Raw genomic sequence first — 19254 nt, 5'->3', positions numbered from 1 at the left:
CTCAGGCCTCCGTCACCGCCGCCGAGAGCAGGCCGGTCCAGGCGGCGAGCTGCGACTCGATCACCGCGTCCTCCGCCGTCACGGTCACGTCCGCCCCCTGCGCGGGCGCGAAGGCGATCCCCTGCGCCTGCGGGCCGAGCGCCGCCGCGAGCGCGTCGAGCAGGTCCTGCGGGCCGCTCACCCGGACGGCCGGCTTGGCGGCATCCGCGAGGAGCCGCGCGATCGCGTCGCGCAACTCGGCGACGGCGCGGGCGCGCACCGCCTCGCCGAGAACCGGCAGGAGCAGGTGGGCCAGGCGCGCGGCCAGCCGGGCCTCGATCTCGCCCGTCGCCCGGATCAGCGCCGCCGCGAGGACCTGGCCCTCCTCCTCGGCCCAGGCCCGGCGGGATTCGCGCATCTGCGCGTCGGCGACGGCCTGGGATTCGGCGAGGGCGGCTTCCAGGGCGGCGGCGGTCTCGGCCGCCGCCTGGGCCCGGCCGAGCCTCCGGCCGCGCTCCTCGGCCTCCCGCAGCAGGGCCTCGCGGTCCTCCGCCGGGGGCGGGGGCGGGGGCGGCTCCGCCGAGCGGCGCGCGGAGCGCAGCAGGACGGCGAGGGGCTCGGCCTCGCCGGCGGCGGAGGTCTCCGCCGAGAAATCGGGCAGGTAGCGGGCGAAGATCGCGGTCATCAGGCCGGCTCCTCACGCATCAGCCAGCGCTTGAGGATGTTGGCGGCCTGCTCCTCGTCGAACTCGATCATCTGCTCCAGCTTCTTCTGCGGCGAGGAGTTCATGCGGTTGGTGAGATCGTCGATCAGGCTCGCCATGACGGGCGGGCCGAGCTGCGCGGGCCCCGGCGTGCCGCCCGCGGCCGCGAGGGCCGCCGCCTCCGGCGAGCCTTCGAGCAGGCCCGCGGCGGCACTCCCGGCCTCGGCGCCCGGCAGCGCCGGCACCGCGCCCGCCGCGCCCTCGGCCGCGAGGGCCGCGATCTCCTGCTCGGCCGCCGGGACTTCCAGGATGGCCCGGAGGGCCGGGCGCAGGCCGAACCAGATCAGCAGGGAGGCGACGACCAGGATGGTGGCGGCGTTGATCAGCGTCGCCGACTGGCGCATCAGCACCTCGGTCAGGCTGAGCGGCGGCACCGGCTCGAGGGGCGCCCCGTCGTTGACGAAGCCCACCGCCGCGACCTTGACGTGGTCGCCGCGCTCCTTGCTGAAGCCGGCCGCCGAGGCGACGAGCTGCTCGATCTCGCCGATCTGCTGGTCGATCGCGGCGGGCGGCGCGTTGGGGCCGGCGAGCGAGGACAGGCGAGACTTGTTCACCAGCACCGCCACCGAGATCTGCTTGATCCCGTAGCCGTCGCTCACCGTCTGGATGGTCTTCGAGGAGATCTCGTAATTGGTGAGGTCCTCGCGCTTCTGGGTCTCGCTGCTCGACGTGTCGTTCCCGTCCGAGCGCGTGCGCTGGTCGGGCAGGTTCTGCTGGGCCGTGGTCGGCCGCTGCGAGGAGCGGTTCTGCGAGTTCTCGGTCTCCCGCGTCGCCTTGACGGAGCGCTCGACCCGCTGGTCGGGGTTGAAGATCGTCTCGTTGGTGCTCGTCTTGTCGGTGTTGAGCCGGGCCGCGACGCTGACCTCGAAGTTGCCGACGCCCAGATAGGGCGTCAGGGTGCGGCGGATGTTGTCCTGGATCTCGCGGTTCACGAGCTTCTCCAGGTTCGCCATCTTGCCGGTCGGGGCGTTGCCGACGTCGTCGCCGGAGAGGAGCAGCGTCCCGTCGGTGCCGATCACGGTGACGCGCTCGGGCTTCATGCCCGGGATCGCCGAGGCGACGAGGTGGCGGATCGCCTGGGCGCCGCTGCCGTCGTCGGCCGGCTCGGTGCGCACCACCACCGAGGCGGAGGGCGGCTGCTGCTCGCGCCGGAACGAGCCGCGATCCGGCAGCACGATGTGGACCCGCGCCGCCTTCACGCCCTTCATGGTCTGGATGGTGCGGGCGATCTCGCCCTCCAGGGCGCGCACCCGCGTCACCTCCTGCATGAAGGAGGTGAGGCCGAGGGAGCCGAGGTCGTTGAACAGCTCGTAGCCGGATTTCGAGCTCTGCGGCAGGCCCTTCTCGGCGAGCAGCATGCGCGCCTGGGCGGTGTGCCCGTAGGGGACCAGCACGGCGGTGCCGTCGGTGCTGACGTCGAAGGGGATGTTGGCGTCCTTCAGCACCGAGCCGATGCGGCCGACATCGTCGCGGCTCAATCCCCCGTAGAGGGTCTCCTGGGCGGGGCGGCTGAGGTAATAGGCGCCGAGCCCGACCGCGAGGAACACCGTCAGCCCGATGATGCCGAGCGCCGCGAGGCGCCGGGCGCCGAGCTCGATGATGTTGTTCCAGAGCCTCTCGGCCTGTTCGCGACCTGACATCGATGAACCGCCCTCGGGGTGAGACGATGGGAGCCTGATCGCGCCCCATGTTGGGGGTCAGCCTTGTGCGGAGGTTGCGCGGATCCCCCGGCGGCAGAGGGCGGCCGGCGGGTGCGCCCCGCCGGGGCTTGCCACGGGCCCTGCGGGGCTTGCCGCGGCCCTGCGGGGCTTGCCGCGGCGGCCCTGCGGGGCTTGCCGCGGGCCTGCGGGGCCCGCCGCGCGGGTGCGCGCTCGGGCCTCGCGTGACGCGCGCGCGCCCTCGTGCTATGGCGCCGCCCCGAACACCCTCCCTCCCCCGATCAGGCCTGCTCGCGCTCCTCCCGCCGCGGGGCGGGCGAGCGATGCATCCCCTGATGAGTGCTGCCCCCAAGATCTCCTTCGTGTCGCTCGGCTGCCCGAAGGCCCTCGTCGATTCCGAGCGGATCCTCACGCACCTGCGCGCGGAGGGGTACGAACTCGCCCGCAAGCACGACGGCGCCGACGTCGTCATCGTCAACACCTGCGGCTTCCTCGATTCCGCCAAGGCGGAATCCCTGCAGGCGATCGGCGAGGCGATGGCCGAGAACGGCCGGGTGATCGTCACCGGCTGCATGGGGGCGCAGCCCGAGGAGATCCGCGAGCGCTACCCGAACCTGCTCGCGGTCACCGGCCCGCAGGCCTACGAATCCGTGGTCGCGGCCGTGCACGAGGCGGTGCCGCCCGCGCACGATCCCTACCTCGACCTCGTGCCGCCCCAGGGCGTGAAGCTGACGCCGCGCCACTACGCCTACCTGAAGATTTCCGAGGGCTGCAACAACCGCTGCACGTTCTGCATCATCCCGTCCCTGCGCGGCGACCTCGTCAGCCGCCCGGCCGGCGACGTGCTGCGCGAGGCCGAGAAGCTGGTGAAGGCGGGCGTCAAGGAACTCCTCGTCATCTCCCAGGACACCAGCGCCTACGGGGTCGACCTGCGCTACGCGGCGAGCCCCTGGCGCGACGGCGAGGTGCGGGCGCGCTTCGTCGACCTCGCCCGGGCCCTCGGCGAGCTCGGCGCCTGGGTGCGCCTGCACTACGTCTATCCCTACCCGCACGTGGACGAGGTCATCCCGCTCATGGCGGAGGGCAAGGTGCTGCCCTACCTCGACATGCCGCTCCAGCACGCGAGCCCCTCGGTGCTGCGGCGCATGCGCCGCCCCGCCAACCAGGAGAAGATGCTGGAGCGCATCCGCGGCTGGCGCTCGGTCTGCCCCGACCTCGCCATCCGCTCGACCTTCATCGTCGGCTTCCCGGGCGAGACCGAGGCCGAGTTCGAGGAGCTGCTGTCCTGGCTCGCCGAGGCGAAGCTGGAGCGGGTCGGCTGCTTCCCCTACGAGCCGGTCCGGGGCGCCGCCGCGAACGAGGTCGCGCCCCCGGTCCCCGACGAGGTCAAGGCGGAGCGCTACCGCCGCTTCATGGAGGCCCAGGCCGCCGTGTCGCTGCGGCTGCAGAGGGCCAAGGTCGGCAAGCGCCTGCCGGTGATCATCGACGAGGCCGGGCCGACCGTCGCCAGGGGCCGCTCCAAATCCGACGCGCCGGAGATCGACGGCAGCGTCCACGTCGCCTCCCGGCGCCCGGTGCGGGCGGGCGACATCGTCACGGTGAAGATCGAGCGCGCCGACACCTACGACCTGCACGGGATCGCGGTCTGAGCCGCGAGAACCGCGGCGGCTCAGCCGCCGATCGCCGCGAGGGACACCCGCGCGACACCCGCGCGCCATCGCCTCCCAGGCGCGCGCGAGCGAGCCCGCCTGATCGATCCCCCGGCAGGCCTCCTCGACGACCACGGCCTCGAACCCGGCCGCCCGCGCGTCGAGGGCGCTCCAGCCGACGCAGAAATCCGTGGCGAGCCCGCACAGCACGACCCGCGCGAGGCCGCGCTCGCGCAGGTAGCCCGCGAGCCCGGTCGTCGTGCGCCGGTCCGCCTCAAGGAAGGCCGAGTAGCTGTCGATGCCGGGCCGGTAGCCCTTGCGGATCACCAGTTCGGCCCCGGCGAGATCGAGCCCGTCCGCCAGCGCCGCGCCGGGCGTGCCCATGACGCAATGGTCCGGCCACAGCACCTGCGGGCCGTAGGCGAGGTCCAGGCTCTCGAAGGGCGCGCGGCCCGGGTGGCTCGACGCGAAGGAGGCGTGGCCGGGCGGGTGCCAGTCCTGGGTGAGGACGACGTGCCGGAAACGCCGTCCGAGGTCGTTGATCGGCCCGAGCACCGCGTCCCCGTCCGGCACCGCGAGGGCGCCGCCGGGGAGGAAGTCGCGCTGGACGTCCACCACCAGGAGGACGTCGGTCTCGGCCGGAACGATCACGGGATCAGCACGGTGGCGCCGGTGGTCTGGCGGCCGGCGAGGTCGCGGTGGACCTGCGCGGCCTCGGCCAGCGGCACCCGGCTGTGGACCGGGATCCTCACCGCGCCGCTCCCGACGACCCCGAACAGGTCATCCGCCATCGCCTCCAGGCTCGCCCGCTCGGCCACGTGCGTGAACAGCGTCGGCCGGGTGGCGTAGAGCGAGCCCTTGGGCCCGAGCAGCCCGATGTTGAAATTCTCGATCACGCCCGAGGCGTTGCCGAAGCTCACGAACATGCCGAAGGGCCGCAGGCAGTCGAGGGAGGCCGGGTAGGTCGCCTGGCCGACGCCGTCGTAGACCACCGCGCAGCCCTTGCCGCCGGTGATCTCCTTGACCCGGGCCGCGAAATCCTCGTCGCGGTAGAGGATGACGTGGTCGCAGCCGTGCTGCTTGGCGAGTTCCGCCTTGTCCCGGGAGCCCACCGTGCCGATCACCGTCGCGCCGAGATGCTTGGCCCATTGCGTGGCGATGAGGCCGACGCCGCCCGCCGCGGCGTGGAACAGGATCGTGTCGCCGGGCTGCACCCGATAGGTCTTGCGCAGCAGGTACTGGGCGGTGAGCCCCTTGAGCATCATGGCGGCGGCCGTGGCGTCGTCGATGCCGTCCGGCACCTTGACGGCCATCCGGGCCTCGATCACCGCCTCCTGCGCGTAGGTCTGCGCGGCCGAGCCGTAGGCGACCCGGTCGCCGACCGCGAGGCCGGCGACGCCCTCGCCCACCGCCACCACCTCGCCGGTCCCCTCGTTGCCGGGGGTGAAGGGCAGCTGCGGCGCCTTGTAGAGGCCGGAGCGGAAGTAGATGTCGATGAAGTTGACGCCCACCGCCCGCTGCCGCACGCGGATCTGGCCCGGGCCGGGCGCCGGGAGGTCGACCTCCTCGTAGCGCATCACCTCGGGGCCGCCATATTCGTGCACCCGGATCGCCTTCGGCATCGGATCCTCCCGCCCTCGTCTCTCGAGCCGGGCGGATCATAGGTGCCGCGACGGTTTCGGCAATGGCGCCGGGCGCGGACCGCCCCCATCTTGCCCGCAAGTCATCCTGGGGAGTGTCGGCGTGGGCGAGGCAGAGAATCCCGACTTCGAGGTCGCCGTGGTGGGGGCGGGGGCGGCCGGCCTGGCCGCGGCCCTCGCCCTGTCCCGCGACGGGCTGCGCACCGCCCTCCTCGGCCGGCACGCCCCGGTGGCGGACGGGCGCACCGTCGCGCTGCTCGACGGGTCGGTGCGCTTCCTCGGGGCGCTGGGAGCCTGGGAGGCGATCGCGCCCTCCGCCGCCGCCCTGGCCGAGCTGCACCTCATCGACGACACCGGCAGCCTGTTCCGACCGCCGCCGGCCCGCTTCGTCGCGGCGGAGATCGGCCTCGGCGCCTTCGGCTGGAACGTCGAGAGCGCGCGCCTGGTCGAGGCCCTGCGCGCCTGCGCCCGCGCGGCGCCGGGCCTGACCCTGATCGAGGAGGACGTGGCCGGCGCCGCGCCCGCGGGCGGGGCCGCGACCGTCACGCTCGAAGGGGGGGCGCAGGTGCGGGCCCGGCTCGTCGTCGCCGCGGACGGCGCCCGCTCGCCCCTGCGCGAGGCGGCCGGGATCCCGGTGCGGCGCTGGGACTACCCGCAGGCGGCGCTCACCACCATCCTGTCCCACGCCCGCGACCACCGCGAGATCTCGACCGAGTTCCACACCCGGCAGGGGCCCTTCACCCTGGTGCCGCTCCCGGGCGGGCGCCGGTCGAGCCTGGTCTGGGTGACGGCGGCCGAGAAGGCGGAGCGGCTGCGCGGCCTCGACGACGCGGCCCTCGCCGCCGCCGTGGAGCGGCGGGCCCAGGCCCTGCTCGGCCGCATGGCGATCGACGGGCCGCGCGGGGTCGTGCCGATGCGGGGCCTCCTCGCGACGCGCCCGGTCGCGCGACGCCTCGCCCTGGTCGGCGAGGCCGCCCACGTCTTCCCGCCGATCGGCGCGCAGGGCCTGAATCTCGGGCTGCGCGACGCCGCGGCCCTGCGCGACCTGCTGGTCGAGGCGCGGCAGGGCGGCGCGGATCCCGGCGGCGAGGCGCTGCTCGGGCGCTTCGCCCGCGGCCGGGCGCTCGATGCCCGCCTGCGCAGCGGCGCCGTCGACGCCCTCAACCGCAGCCTGCTCTCGGGCCTGCTCCCGGCCGACCTCCTGCGCGGCGCCGGACTCCTCGCCCTCTCGACCATCGCCCCCCTGCGCCGCGCGGTGATGCGCGAGGGCATCCTGCCCCGCTTCGGCACGCCCCGGCTGATGCGGGCCTGACGCCGCCCCCTCCGCTCCTTGCCCCCCGCTCCTTGCCGCCGCGCCTTGCCGCTCGCTCCATGCCCCGCCGCGAGCGCCCTGCGCGGCCGGGCCGGGCGCCCGCCAGGACGGCCCGGCCGGCACGGGTGAGCCGGCAAAAAATCCCGCGCCGAAAGTCTAGGACGGAGCGATGAAACCCCTGTCGTTGAGAATCGATTGATAGATCCGGCGCAGACTGGTTTCCAGTAATGCCCGCTTGGCACGGGTTCCGCAGGGCAAGCGGACGTCACGGGAGTCGAACGTCATGATGTGGGACGGCCTGGGTCTCTTTTCGGCAGGGCCGACCCGTCGCCTCGCGGATGCGGGCGGCGGGGGCGGGGGCGCGAGCCTCTCGGACGAGCCGCCCCGGCCCGCGCCCCGCCCCCGCCGCCCCAAGCTCGGCCTCGCCCTCGGAGGCGGCGCCGCCCGGGGCTGGTCGCATATCGGCGTGATCGAAGCTCTGGAGGAAGCGGGATTCGGGATCGACGTGGTGGCGGGCTGCTCGATCGGCGCCGCCGTCGGGGCCTGCTACGCGGGCGGCAAGCTCGCCGCCCTCAAGGAGTTCGCCCTCTCGCTGACGAAGCGCCGGGTGATGGGCCTGCTCGACTTCCACCTGAGCGGCTCCGGCCTGATCGCGGGCGAGCGGCTGCGCCAGTTGCTGGAGCGCGACCTCGGCGGGCAGTGCATCGAGGCCCTGCCCGTCACCTTCGCGACCGTCGCGACCGAACTCGGCAGCGGCCACGAGATCTGGCTCACCCGCGGCGGCGTCGTCGAGGCGGTGCGCGCCTCCTACGCGCTCCCGGGCATCTTCGACCCGGTCAAGGTCGGCGGCCGCTGGCTGATGGACGGGGCGCTCGTGAACCCGGTGCCGGTGACGGTGGCCCGCGCCCTGGGCGCGGACGTCGTCCTGTGCGTGAACCTCAACGGCGACATCCGCATCCGCGGGACCGTGATCCAGGCGCATGGCGGCGACGCGAGCGTGGTCGAGGCGGCCGCGAACGAGGCCGTGGAGACCCTGACCGAGGCGCCGCGCCGCTGGCCGCGGCTGCGCGCCCAGCGCGCGCCCAAGCCCCGGCTCGACCCCGGCATGCCGGGGGGCATCGCCAGCGTGATGGTGGACGCCTTCAACATCACGCAGGACCGGATCTCGCGCTCGCGCCTCGCGGGCGACCCGCCCGACGTGATGATCAACCCGAAGCTCGCCCAGATGGGCCTGTTCGAGTTCCACCGGGCCGAGGAGTGCATCGAGCTCGGGCGTCAGGCCGCCCGCAAGATGCTCCCGGAGATCCGCGAAGTCGTGGCGGCCGCAGCCCTTCCGGGCTGACGGCCGCCCGCCGCGGCCCTCCCGGGCCGCCCGCCGGACGCGCTTCCGGCGCGGCGGCCGGCGCGGCGCGGGCGTCAGGCGGTGGCGATGTATTCCCGCAGGGCCTGCTGCTCGGCCTCGACCAGGGCGATGCGGTGCTTCACGACGTCGCCGATCGAGACGAGGCCGACGAGGCGGTCCTCCTCCACGACCGGAACGTGGCGGAAGCGCCCGTCCGTCATCAGCTCCATCACCTCCTCGATGGCGGTGCCGCGGGTGCAGGTGACGACGCGCCCGGTCATGTGGCGCGAGATGGAGTGATCGAGCGCCTCCGCGCCGTGGCGGGCGACCGCCCGGATGATGTCGCGCTCCGAGATGATGCCCAGCACCGAGAGGCCGGCATCGCTCACCACGAGGGCGCCGATGCCCTTCTCGGCGAGCAGGGTCGCCGCCTCGGAGAGCGTGCGGTGGGGCTGCACCGTCACCACGGTGCGCCCCTTCTGGGACAGGATACGCGCAACGGTCATCGCTTCCTCCTCGTCCGGATCCGGCCTTCCCTCGCCGCCTCGCCGGGCGGCCGGGCCGGATTGTCGTTCCACCCCGAGTGTGTGGTCAGCCGCGTCACCTTGCAACCTCGACTTCCCGACAGGCCGCGCTCCTCCGCAGCGTTCAGCGGCGCCGGGGCTCCAGCAGCGGCAGCAGGACGAAGCCGGCCAGGAACCCGCCGAGATGCGCGTCCCAGGCGACGCTCGCGTCGCTGATGCCGAGGGGCACCGCGAGCAGGCCGAAGAGCAGGTTGGTGACGAACCAGATCACGAGGAACAGGGCGGCGGCGCGGTTGCGCAGGAGTTCCGGGATGGTCTGCAGACGGGACGGGACCGGGCGCTGCCAGGGCAGCAGCCCCGGCGCCGCGCCCGCATCGGGCACGGGCTGGAAGACGAAGCGGGTCGCGGCCGCCATCAGCCCGGAGACGCCCGCCGAGGCGCCGACGAGGGGCAGCGAACTGAGCGGATCGAGCAGCACGTGCAGCGCCCCGCCCGCGACCGTCGCGGCGAGCGCGATGGCGCAGAAGCGCCACGCGCCGCAGCGCCGCGCCACCGGGGTGCCGAAGGCCGCCAGCCAGAGGCCGTTGAGGAGGACGTGCGCCCAGGAGCCGTGCAGCAGCCCGTAGGTCACGAAGGTCCAGGGCATCGCGGCGTTCTCGGCCACGATGTAGTTGGCGAAGGCCGCGCGCGCCTGCACCTCCAGGGGGCTGCCGGGCCAGGAGGCGGCGGCCCGCACCACCTCGTCCGCCCGGCCGGGATCGAGCGCGAGGGTCGCGCGGGCCGGCACCAGCGCGAGGTCGACGAGGAGCGTGATGTCCCAGGCGTCGGGGATCAGCACCCGGCCCGCCTGGATCAGGACGAGCAGGCCGACCGCGGCCGAGACCACGCCCGGCATGTTGAAGACCGGCACCCGGGGCGGGCGCGGCAGATCGGGGGTCGCATCCATTCCGCCACCGTGACCGGCCGGCGGCGCCGCCGCAAGCCGGCGCGACGACGGAGCGCCGGACAAAAAGGGAAGCCGGCGCGACGGCGCGCCGGACAAAAAGAAGGGAGAGCGTTGCCGCTCTCCCTTGATCGGGGCGGTCGCGCGGGGAATACCCCGCGTGGACGATGTCCGGACCGTGACGACGCGGGCCGAATCGGCCCCCGCCCCTGCTGCGGCAACCCATAGGGCGAGGCAGGCCGCCGCGCCAGCCCCACGGCGCCCGTCCGCGTCGAAATTGTGGCAGCGCGCGCCCGAGATCACATCGGCGCGGCGTTAACCTTACGAGAACGTTGCGCTCCATCCCGCCTGAGGCGCGGCATAGGCTCTGCTCCATCGAATCAGGCTTGGCCGCGCCCGCCTCACGTCGCGCCAAGTCATCCCGAAGCCGACAGGGCCGGATCCGGGCCTGTGCCACGACGAGACACCATGAAGCACCCGACCAGCGCCCTGCTCCACGCCTACTGGAACGGCCTGCGCGGCGCCCGCGCGGCGCCGGAGCGCGCCGAGATCGAGCCGGGGGAGATCCGCCACATCCTGGCCGACAGCCTGATCCTGGAGATCGAGCCGGCGCTGCAGCTGGCGACGATCCGCCTCGCCGGAACCCGCCTCTGCGCGCTGTTCGGGGGCGAGCTGCGCGGCCGGCGCTTCCAGAGCCTGTGGGGGCCCGGGGCGGCCTCCGATCCGTGGCGCCTCGTCGACGTGGTGGTGCAGGAGACGGTCGGGGTGGTGGTCGGCCTCGTCGGCACCACGGACGAGGGCGACGCGGTCGATCTCGAATTGCTGCTCCTGCCCCTGCGCCACCGCGGCAAGACCCAGGCGCGGGTGATCGGCTCCCTCTCGGCGGGGAAGTCGCCGAGCTGGCTCGGCCTGCGGCCGATCACGGCGCTGCGCACCGTCTCGCTGCGCGTCCTCACCGGGGCGGAGCGGCAGGACCCGGACCACCCGCCCGAGCCGGCCAACGACCACGATCAGGCGCGCCGGCCGCGGCTCGTCCTGCATCGGGGCGGCCGTCACTGACCGGGCTCCGGGCATTTCGTTAAGGTTTGGGGCTCACAAAAGCGAGGGTTCCAAGGCCGATTTCCCGCAGGTCACCTCGACCATGAGCACCGTTGCGAGCCCGTCCGTCTCCCGTGCCCGGCTGCTCGCCGCGCAGGCGTCGGATCGGCGCCGCCACCACCGGGTGACCGTCTCGCTCCTGGGGCGGTACATGCTGTCCGACCGCCGGGAATATCCCTGCCAGACCGTGGACATCTCCCCGGGCGGGGTGCGGCTGGTCTGCGCCGTGACCGGCGAGGTCGGCGAGCGGACGGTGATCTACCTGGAGCATCTCGGCCGGATCGAGGGGACGATCGCGCGGGTGCTGCCGGACGGGTTCGCGGTGGCGATCAGCGCGACCGCGCACAAGCGGGAGAAGATCGCCTCGCAGCTGACCTGGCTGGCCAACCGCGCGAGTCTCGGCCTGCCGGAGGACCGGCGCCACGAGCGCGTGGTGCCGCGCCAGACCGCCGTCACGCTCCGGCTCGACACCGGGGTCGAGGTGCCCGCGCGCCTGATCGACGTGTCGCTGTCGGGGGCCGCCCTCGCCTGCGACCTGCCGCTCGCGATCGATTCCGCTCTCCTCGTCGGGCGCACGCCCTGCCGGGTGGTGCGCCAGTTCAGGGGCGGCATCGCGGTGGAGTTCCGCCTGCCGATCTCGCCCGACCGCTTCGACGAGAACCTCGTCCTCTAGGGTCTCAACTCATTCAAGATATTATGATTTCCGCCCGTCGCCTCGACGAGGTCATCGACGGACGGGGGCGAGACCCCGTGCATGTCGGCCTCCGGGATCACGGCCGTGAGCGCCTTCTCGGCCGTGCGGCGCGGCTCCAGGAAGCTCGGCAAGGAGCTGCCCTTGCGCACGGCTGCCCTTGCGCACGGCTGCCCTTGCGCAGCTTGGGGATCGCAAGCGCGATGCGCCCGGCCCGCGCCTCCCACGCCCGCTCGCGGGTCGCTGGTGCGGTGGGGGAGACGCTGTCCGGACGATCACGTCCGGACAGCACGTTCGCCCGACGGCCCGCCGCGACGCAGAGACCGGCCCCGCCCGCGACGGGCGGGGCCTGCCCCGGGCTCAGAACAGGCCCTCGATCTGCCCGTTCGCGTCGAGGTAGATGCCCTCGGAGGCCGGCACCTTGGGCAGGCCCGGCATGGTCATGATCTCCCCGCAGATCACCACCACGAAGCCGGCCCCGGCCGAGAGGCGCACGTCGCGCACCGCCACCACGTGGCCGCTCGGCGCCCCGATCAGGCCGGGATCGGTCGAGAACGAGTACTGGGTCTTGGCCATGCAGACCGGGAGCCTGCCGTAGCCGTCCTTCTCGAACTGGGCGAGCTTGGCGGCGGCCTTCGACTCGACCTGGATGTCCGCCGCCCCGTACAGCGTCTGGGCGATGGTGCGGATCTTGTCGGTGAGCTTGGCCTCTTCCGGGTAGACGAAGTTCGGGGTCGCGGGCGCGCCGCCCTCGGCGAGGGACACCACCGCCCGGGCGAGATCCTCCGCCCCCGCGCCGCCCTCCGCCCAGTGGCGGCAGGTGATCGCCTGGACGTCGAGCCTGTCGCGGCACAGGGCCTTGAGGGCGGCGTGCTCGGCCTCCGTGTCGGCGTGGAAGTGGTTCACCGCCACCACCACCGGGAGTCCGAAGCGGCGCACGTTCTCGACGTGGCGCTGGAGGTTGGCGAAGCCCTTCTCCAGGGCCGCGACGTTCTCCCCGCCGAGCGCCTTCTTCTCGACGCCGCCGTGCATCTTGAGGGCCCGCACCGTGGCCACGATGACCACGGCGCTCGGCGACAGGCCGGTCTGGCGGCACTTGATGTCGATGAACTTCTCGGCGCCGAGATCGGCCCCGAACCCAGCCTCCGTGACCGCGTACTCGCCGAGGCGCAGGCCCGAGCGGGTCGCGATCACCGAGTTGCAGCCATGCGCGATGTTGGCGAAGGGGCCGCCATGGATCAGCGCCGGGCTCCCCTCCAGGGTCTGGACGAGGTTCGGCTGCAGCGCGTCCTTGAGCAGCACCGTCATGGCGCCCGTCGCCTTCAGGTCGGCGAGGGTCACGGGCTTGCGCTCGCGGCTCTCGGCGACGACGATCCGGCCGAGCCGCGCCTCCAGATCCGCGAGGTCGCGGGCGAGGCAGAACACCGCCATCACCTCGGAGGCGACCGTGATGTCGAACCCGTCCTCGCGCGGGTAGCCGTTGGCGACGCCGCCGAGCGACTGCACGATCGAGCGCAGCGACCGGTCGTTCATGTCGACGACGCGCCGCCACGCGACCCGGCGCGGGTCGATGCCGAGTGCGTTGCCCCAGTAGATGTGGTTGTCGATCAGCGCCGCCGCGAGGCTGTGGGCCGAGGTGATGGCGTGGAAATCGCCCGTGAAGTGGAGGTTGATCGCCTCCATGGGCACGACCTGGGACCTGCCGCCGCCGGCCGCGCCGCCCTTCATGCCGAAGCAGGGGCCGAGCGAGGGCTCGCGCAGGCAGATCACCGTCCGCTTGCCGATCCGGTTCAGCGCGTCGCCGAGACCGACGGTGGTGGTGGTCTTGCCCTCGCCCGCGGGGGTCGGGCTGATCGCCGTCACCAGGACCAGCTTGCCCTCGGGCTTGGCCTCCAGCGAGGCGATGTGGGCATGGTCGATCTTGGCGATGTGCCGCCCGTAGGGGTGCAGGGCCTCGTCCGGGATGCCGAGCGTCTCGGCGATGGCGCTGATCGGCTGCAGGGTGGCCGCGCGGGCAATCTCGATGTCAGTCGGCATGGAACCCGAGTGTTGTTCTGGAGAAGTCGGCGTGGCGTTCGCCATAGCGGCACCTTATGCTGCTGCGGTGACTTCGGGCCAGACTAAATCGGTTGATCACCCGCGTCAGAAATTTCTAACGTGGGCGCGGCAAACTTGGACTTTGGTCCGAGATCGCCCCCGCGCGGCGGGGGCGGGGCTCAGGCCACCGCCCGGATCACCCGGCCGAGCTTGTCCACGAGTTCCCCGATCTGGTCCTCGCCGATGACAAGGGGCGGGGTCACCGCGATGGTCTCGCCGGTGATGCGCACCATCAGGCCGAATTCCTGGAAGGCCCGGTCCATGGCCTCGAAGGCCCGCGCCCCGGCCGCGTCCGGGCGGGAGGCGAGGTCGATCGCACCGACGAGGCCGAGGGTGCGGATGTCGAGCACGTTGGGCAGGTCGCGCAGGCTCATCAGGCCCTCGGCCAGCACCGGCTCCAGGCGCCGGGCCCGGGCGAAGAGATCCTCGTCGCGGTAGAGGTCGAGCGTCGCCAGCGCCGCCGCGCAGGCGAGCGGATGCGCCGAGTAGGTGTAGCCGTGGAACAGCTCGATGGTGCGCTCGGGCCCCTGCATGAAGGCGTCGTAGATGCCCTTGCGCACGAGGACGCCGCCCATCGGCACCGTGCCGGAATTCACCGCCTTGGCGAAGGTGATCATGTCCGGCACCACGCCGTAGCGCTCGGCCGCGAAGGCGTGGCCGAGCCGGCCGAAGCCCGAGATGACCTCGTCGAAGATCAGCAGGATGCCGTGCCGGTCGCAGATCTGCCGCAGGCGCTGCAGGTAGCCCTTGGGCGGCGGCAGCACGCCGGTCGAGCCGGCCATCGGCTCCACGATCACCGCCGCGATCGTCGAGGCGTCGTGCAGGGCCACGATCCGCTCCAGATCGTCGGCGAGATGCGCCCCCCATTCCGGCTCGCCCACCGTGAAGGCCTGGTGCTCGCGCGCGTAGGTGTGCGGCAGGTGGTCGACGCCCGCCAGCAGCGTGCCGAACATCCTGCGGTTGGTAACGATGCCGCCCACCGAGATGCCGCCGAAGCCGACGCCGTGATAGCCGCGCTCGCGGCCGATCAGGCGCGTGCGCCCCCCCTGCCCGCGGGCGTTCCAGTAGGCGAGCGCGACCTTGAGCGCGGTGTCGACCGCCTCCGAGCCCGAATTGCAGAAGAAGACGTGGTCGAGGTCGCCCGGCGCGAGGGCGGCGATGCGCGAGGCGAGCGCGAAGCCCCCGGCATGGCCGAACTGGAAGGCGGGGGAGAAGTCGAGTTCCGCCGCCTGCGCCTGGATCGCCGCCACGATCGGGTCGCGGTTGTGGCCGGCATTGCAGCACCACAGGCCGGCGACGCCGTCGAGGATCGCGCGTCCGTCCGGCGTGTAGTAGTGCATGTCCTTCGCGCGGGCGACCATGCGGGGCTTGCGCTTGAAGGCGCGGTTCGCCGTGAAGGGCAGCCACCAGGCGTCGAGGTCGTTCGGCGCCAGCGCGTCGTTCGCCGCTCTCAGGGTCGCCGCGTTCGTCGTCATCCACCTTCTCCCGCGTGTTCGCCCGGGACGCTACCAGGGGCGCCGCGGCGACGCAAAAGCCCTGCCGTTAAGCATCCGGGCCGATCCGCGGCGCGCGGTCAGGCGGCGTTGAGGTTTGGCGGCGAGGCTCGGCCCCGGGGATCTCGGAGGGCCGGATGGGGTTTGTGCTGCGCGCCGGGCTGGTGATCGGCCTCATCGCCTACGCCTCGGCGCCCGACCGCCCGGAGCGGCCCGGCACCGCGGCGGCGGAGGCCGGAAAGCTCCTCGACGCCCTGCCTGCCGACCTGCGCGCCCGAGTCGCGCGCGAGGCGCAGGCCGGCCTCGCCCGCGCCGCCGCCGACCAGCTCCAGGCCCACCTGCAGGCCCGGCCGCGCGAGGCGCCCCCGGCCCGCGACGAGCCGGCATCCCCCGTCCCGGCCCCCGCAGCGCCGCACCCGGCCCCGATGCGGGCATACTGATATATCAGCCGACTGCCAGATTTTCCTGGTTGTGGCCCGGCGCGGTTATGCCAAATACCAGATATACACTCGCCGGGCGTGCCCCAACGGCGGTTTGCCGCCGTCGCTTGGCGAAGATCCTTACTTATGTCAGGGTAGATCCGAACCCGAAGGTCGTGAGGACGCGCTGCCGGGTCCGCCCGACCGGGTCGGAAAGCAGGCAGCCGCGGCCGACGGGCCTGGGTTGGATGATCAAGCCGGTTTCCGTGCCCCGCTATTTCTTCGACGTGAAGGACTCGACGCTGAGCGTTCCCGACGAGGCCGGGCTGGAATGCCGCGACCTCGGCGACGCGCACCGGCAGGCCTGCGCCCTGATCGTCGACGCCATGACCGGCCCCGAACCCCTCGCCCTCGAATGGCAGAACTGGCGCGTCGAGGTGCGCGACGAGGCGCGCAGCCTCCTGTTCAGCGTGCCCTTCCCGGGCGAACGCGCCTGAATCCGGGGCAGAAACCCGTTCACCCTCTCGCAAAGGATCGCAACTCGGCGAGTTGCGTTATACTGTGGGGGAGTTATCTGGTGAGCGTGGGTTGCGTAGGTCGGGAATGGCGTCAATGGGGGAAGCCGGGGAGCAGGTCGGCGACGAGACGGTGAGGAGCGCGCTCGACACGGTGCTGCGCACGCCGTGCTTCGCCCGCTCCCCGAAACTGGCGAGTTTCCTGCGCTTCGTGGTCGAGGAGGAACTGGCCGGGCGGGGCGCCGCCCTGAAGGCCTACACGATCGCGACCCGCGCCCTGGGCCGCGGCGGCGACTTCGACCCGAGCCTCGATCCGAGCGTGCGGGTCGAGGCGGGGCGCCTGCGCCGCACCCTCGAGGAGGCGCATGCCCTCGCCGGACCGGGTCTCGGGGTGCGGATCCGCATCCCGGTCGGGACCTACCGGCCGCAATTCGAGCCGGTCGACGTCCCCCGGCCGGTCCCGGCCGCGGAGCTCCCGGAGGAGGCGGTGCCGCCGCCCCGCCTGGTCATCGCCTTCAGCCCGCGCGGTCAGGCCGCGATCATCGCGCTGCTCTCCGGCATCCTGCTCCTGCTCTGCATCGAGGTCGGGCTGATGCTCGGCGGGGCCGCCTCCCCGGACCGCGGCGCCGGGCGCGCGACGAGCCTCGCCGAGCGCCTGCGCTGACGCGGCCCGGTCACCGCGCGCCCGTCAGCGCTCAGGCTAGTTCATTTGGGCCGGTTCGTTTGGGCTGGTTCATCGCCCAGGTGACGCCGAACGGGTCGCGCAGCTGGCCGTAGAGGTCGCCCCAGAACATCTCGGCGACCGGAGTCACCACCTCGGCCCCCGCGGCGACCGCCCGCTCCCACCAGGCGGCGATGTCGTCGACCGGCAGCAGGAGGTGGAAGCCCTGCGGGGCGCGCCAGGGATGGCCGTGCTCCGGATAGGGATCGCACAGCATCAGCGAGGCGCCGTGGAGATGCAGGTGCACGTGCATGGTGCGGCCCTTCTCGTCGGCGGGATGGGACGCGACGATCTCGGCCCCGAAGGCGCGCGCGTAGAACGACGCGGCCGCCATCGCCCCCTCGACGGTCAGGTAGGCCACGATCCCGCCCTTCACGGCCGGGGCCGTCCTCTCTGGCGTGCTCATCGCTCCGGCCTCCTCCCGGGGGACGCGGCCCGGCGGCCTCCCCGCGCCGCGGCGGCGGGCGCCCGGCCCCTCACAGCGGCTTCTTCAGCATCCGGGCGAACAGCCCGACGATGCCCTCGCGGAACAGCAGCACGCAGATCACGAAGACGATGCCCTGGATGATCGTCACCCAGGCGCCGAACTGCGCGAGGTAGTTCTCCATCGCGACGATCACGAAGGCGCCGATGATCGGACCGAACACCGTGCCCATGCCGCCGACCAGCGTCATCAGCACCACCTCGCCCGACATCGACCAGTGCACGTCGGTGAGCGAGGCGAGCTGGAAGACGATGGCCTTGGTCGCGCCGGCGAGGCCCGCGAGCGTCGTCGAGAGCACGAAGACCGCGAGCTTGTACTGGCTCGCCCGGTAGCCGAGCGAGATCGCCCGGGGCTCGTTGTCCCGGATCGCCTTCAGCACCTGGCCGAAGGGCGAGTGGATGATGCGGTAGATCAGCAGCAGGCCGCCGAGGAAGATCAGCGCCACCAGCCCGTAGAGCACGCGGTCGTCCGCGAGGCTGACCACGCCGAACAGGCTGCCGCGGGGCACCGCCTGGATGCCGTCCTCGCCGCCGGTGAACTTCGCCTGGAGCGAGAAGAAGAACACCATCTGGGCGAGCGCCAGGGTGATCATCGAGAAGTAGATGCCCTGGCGCCGGATCGCCAGCGCGCCAAAGACGAGGCCGAGCAGGGCCGCCGTCGCGGTTCCGGCCAGGATCGCGAGTTCCGGGGAGAGGCCCCAGACCTTGGCCCCGTAGGCGCAGACGTAGGAGGCCATGCCGAAATAGGCGGCGTGGCCGAACGACAGCAGGCCGCCGTACCCGAGCAGGAGGTTGAAGGCCAGCGCGAACAGCGCGAAGCACAGCACCTTCATCAGGAAGACCGGGTACAGGACGAGCGGCAGCAGCGCGAGCGCGACCGCGATGCCGATGAACACGAGGCGGTGCAGCGCCTTGGCGTCCTTGCCCTCGGGGATGGCGGCGGGATTGGCGGCGTCGGACGCCGCGGCGGCGGAATGGGCCATCTCAGGCGGTCCTCACGTGCGGATCAGCGGAGTGTAGGGCATCAGGCCGTGCGCCCGAAGAGGCCGGCGGGTTTCACCAGCAGGACCAGCACCATGATAACGAAGATCACGGTCGAGGACGCCTCCGGGTAGAACACCTTGGTGAGGCCCTCCACGAGGCCGAGGGCGAAGCCGGTCACGATCGAGCCGAGGATCGAGCCCATGCCGCCGATCACCACCACGGCGAAGACCACGATGATGATGTCGGCGCCCATGTTGGGGTTCACCGAGTAGACCGGCGCGGCGAGCACCCCCGCGAAGGCCGCGAGCGCCACGCCGAACCCGTAGGTGAGCGTGAGCAGCAGCGGCACGTTCACGCCGAAGGCCTGGACCAGGGTCGGGTTCTCGGTCGCGGCGCGCAGGTAGGCCCCGAGCTTGGTCTTCTCGATCACCAGCCAGGTGGCGATGCAGACGACGAGGGAGGCCACCACGACCCAGCCGCGGTAGTTCGGCAGGAACATGAAGGGGAGCCGCTGGCCGCCCGAGAGCTCCTGCGGGATCGCGTAGGGCAGGCCCGACACGCCGTACTCGTTGCGGAACAGCCCCTGGATGATCAGGGCGAGGCCGAAGGTCAGCAGCAGGCCGTAGAGGTGGTCGAGCTTGTAGAGCCGCGCGATCAGCAGGCGCTCCAGGATCACGCCGAACAGCCCGACCGCCAGGGGCGCCAGCAGCAGCGCCCACCAGTAGCCGATCCCGGCGTAGTTCAGCAGCATCCAGGCCACGAAGGCGCCCATCATGTACTGGGCGCCGTGCGTGAAGTTGATGATGTTGAGGAGCCCGAAGATGATGGCGAGGCCGAGCGAGAGGATCGCGTAGAACGAGCCGTTGATGAGGCCGAGCAGGAGCTGGCCGAACAGCGCCTGCATGGGAACGCCGAAGATCGTGGTCATGGGATCAGCGACTCG

At 72.7% G+C, this 19254-nt stretch carries 18 protein-coding genes and 2 pseudogenes; 8 read left to right on the top strand and 12 right to left on the bottom strand.

Annotated elements, in window-relative coordinates; all coding sequences use genetic code 11:
• Position 1: 1 nt before the first annotated feature.
• A complete protein-coding gene (locus MET2598_RS0107545; RefSeq protein ID WP_018260413.1) occupies positions 2 to 664 on the bottom strand; it encodes a hypothetical protein in 663 nt (220 codons plus the stop codon).
• A complete protein-coding gene (gene fliF, locus MET2598_RS0107540) occupies positions 664 to 2382 on the bottom strand; it encodes a flagellar basal-body MS-ring/collar protein FliF (RefSeq protein ID WP_018260412.1) in 1719 nt (572 codons plus the stop codon). Before fliF ends, MET2598_RS0107545 begins: the two co-directional genes overlap by 1 nt.
• Positions 2383 to 2723: 341 nt before the next feature.
• On the opposite strand from fliF, the gene rimO reads away from it, so the two are divergent.
• Positions 2724 to 4049 carry a 30S ribosomal protein S12 methylthiotransferase RimO gene (gene rimO, locus MET2598_RS0107535; protein ID WP_018260411.1) on the top strand — a complete coding sequence of 442 codons (1326 nt, stop codon included), beginning with the start codon at positions 2724 to 2726 and terminating at the stop codon, positions 4047 to 4049.
• Between the two features lie 20 nt (positions 4050 to 4069).
• On the opposite strand, the pseudogene pncA reads toward rimO, so the two are convergent.
• A pseudogene (gene pncA, locus MET2598_RS38790) lies at positions 4070 to 4700 on the bottom strand (bifunctional nicotinamidase/pyrazinamidase).
• Entirely contained in the window at positions 4697 to 5671 is a 975-nt protein-coding gene (locus MET2598_RS0107530) for a quinone oxidoreductase family protein (protein ID WP_012333034.1), read from the bottom strand. The pseudogene pncA and the gene MET2598_RS0107530 overlap by 4 nt, the downstream one beginning before the upstream one ends.
• A 121-nt stretch (positions 5672 to 5792) precedes the next feature.
• On the opposite strand from MET2598_RS0107530, the gene MET2598_RS0107525 reads away from it, so the two are divergent.
• Together MET2598_RS0107525 and MET2598_RS0107520 are read left to right on the top strand one after the other, a co-directional pair.
• Positions 5793 to 7001 (top strand): UbiH/UbiF family hydroxylase, encoded by a 1209-nt coding sequence (locus MET2598_RS0107525; protein ID WP_018260410.1) that lies wholly within the window; start codon positions 5793 to 5795, stop codon positions 6999 to 7001.
• 283 nt (positions 7002 to 7284) lie between these two features.
• Positions 7285 to 8343 (top strand): patatin-like phospholipase family protein, encoded by a 1059-nt coding sequence (locus MET2598_RS0107520; RefSeq protein WP_018260409.1) that lies wholly within the window; start codon positions 7285 to 7287, stop codon positions 8341 to 8343.
• A 74-nt stretch (positions 8344 to 8417) separates the two neighbouring features.
• On the opposite strand, the gene MET2598_RS0107515 is transcribed toward MET2598_RS0107520, so the two are convergent.
• Both MET2598_RS0107515 and MET2598_RS0107510 read right to left on the bottom strand, forming a co-directional pair.
• Positions 8418 to 8849, bottom strand: a complete 432-nt coding sequence (locus MET2598_RS0107515) for a CBS domain-containing protein (RefSeq protein ID WP_012333037.1) — start codon at positions 8847 to 8849, stop codon at positions 8418 to 8420.
• A gap of 142 nt (positions 8850 to 8991) precedes the next feature.
• Positions 8992 to 9813, bottom strand: coding sequence for a rhomboid family intramembrane serine protease (locus MET2598_RS0107510; RefSeq protein WP_018260408.1), 822 nt, complete (start codon positions 9811 to 9813; stop codon positions 8992 to 8994).
• A 465-nt stretch (positions 9814 to 10278) separates the two neighbouring features.
• Here MET2598_RS0107510 and MET2598_RS0107505 point away from each other — a divergent pair, with 465 nt between their 5' ends.
• Positions 10279 to 10869: a PAS domain-containing protein gene (locus MET2598_RS0107505; RefSeq protein ID WP_012333039.1), complete on the top strand. Its 591-nt coding sequence runs from the start codon at positions 10279 to 10281 to the stop codon at positions 10867 to 10869.
• A gap of 82 nt (positions 10870 to 10951) precedes the next feature.
• Positions 10952 to 11581, top strand: a complete 630-nt coding sequence (locus MET2598_RS0107500; protein WP_012333040.1) for a PilZ domain-containing protein — start codon at positions 10952 to 10954, stop codon at positions 11579 to 11581.
• A gap of 32 nt (positions 11582 to 11613) precedes the next feature.
• Here MET2598_RS0107500 and MET2598_RS38785 read toward each other — a convergent pair.
• From MET2598_RS38785 to MET2598_RS0107485, 3 genes and pseudogenes are all read right to left on the bottom strand, one after another.
• Positions 11614 to 11837 (bottom strand): annotated as a pseudogene (locus tag MET2598_RS38785) (transposase); the annotation flags it as partial.
• A 122-nt stretch (positions 11838 to 11959) separates the two neighbouring features.
• The gene (locus MET2598_RS0107490) at positions 11960 to 13636 is read right to left on the bottom strand and encodes a formate--tetrahydrofolate ligase (RefSeq protein WP_012333041.1); all 1677 of its coding nucleotides are present in this window, start codon (positions 13634 to 13636) and stop codon (positions 11960 to 11962) included.
• A gap of 179 nt (positions 13637 to 13815) precedes the next feature.
• Positions 13816 to 15171 carry an aspartate aminotransferase family protein gene (locus tag MET2598_RS0107485; protein ID WP_018260406.1) on the bottom strand — a complete coding sequence of 452 codons (1356 nt, stop codon included), beginning with the start codon at positions 15169 to 15171 and terminating at the stop codon, positions 13816 to 13818.
• Positions 15172 to 15326: 155 nt separating this feature from the next.
• Here MET2598_RS0107485 and MET2598_RS0107480 point away from each other — a divergent pair, with 155 nt between their 5' ends.
• The 3 genes from MET2598_RS0107480 to MET2598_RS36125 all read left to right on the top strand — a co-directional run bounded on the left by MET2598_RS0107480 (position 15327) and on the right by MET2598_RS36125 (position 16787).
• Positions 15327 to 15629, top strand: a complete 303-nt coding sequence (locus MET2598_RS0107480) for a hypothetical protein (RefSeq protein ID WP_020493641.1) — start codon at positions 15327 to 15329, stop codon at positions 15627 to 15629.
• 245 nt (positions 15630 to 15874) lie between these two features.
• A complete protein-coding gene (locus tag MET2598_RS0107475; RefSeq protein ID WP_150108840.1) occupies positions 15875 to 16105 on the top strand; it encodes a DUF6894 family protein in 231 nt (76 codons plus the stop codon).
• Positions 16106 to 16220: 115 nt separating this feature from the next.
• Positions 16221 to 16787, top strand: coding sequence for a hypothetical protein (locus tag MET2598_RS36125; RefSeq protein ID WP_012333045.1), 567 nt, complete (start codon positions 16221 to 16223; stop codon positions 16785 to 16787).
• Positions 16788 to 16818: 31 nt separating this feature from the next.
• Here MET2598_RS36125 and MET2598_RS0107460 read toward each other — a convergent pair whose 3' ends face one another.
• The 3 genes from MET2598_RS0107460 to MET2598_RS0107450 form a co-directional block, all read right to left on the bottom strand.
• Entirely contained in the window at positions 16819 to 17250 is a 432-nt protein-coding gene (locus tag MET2598_RS0107460; RefSeq protein ID WP_012333046.1) for a VOC family protein, read from the bottom strand.
• Between the two features lie 70 nt (positions 17251 to 17320).
• Positions 17321 to 18310, bottom strand: coding sequence for a branched-chain amino acid ABC transporter permease (locus MET2598_RS0107455; RefSeq protein ID WP_012333047.1), 990 nt, complete (start codon positions 18308 to 18310; stop codon positions 17321 to 17323).
• A gap of 41 nt (positions 18311 to 18351) precedes the next feature.
• Entirely contained in the window at positions 18352 to 19239 is an 888-nt protein-coding gene (locus MET2598_RS0107450; RefSeq protein WP_012333048.1) for a branched-chain amino acid ABC transporter permease, read from the bottom strand.
• Positions 19240 to 19254 lie beyond the last annotated feature (15 nt).

It is taken from the genome of Methylobacterium sp. WSM2598 (genome assembly GCF_000379105.1).
Lineage (GTDB): Bacteria > Pseudomonadota > Alphaproteobacteria > Rhizobiales > Beijerinckiaceae > Methylobacterium.
This window is presented reverse-complemented; position numbering and strand designations above follow the sequence as displayed.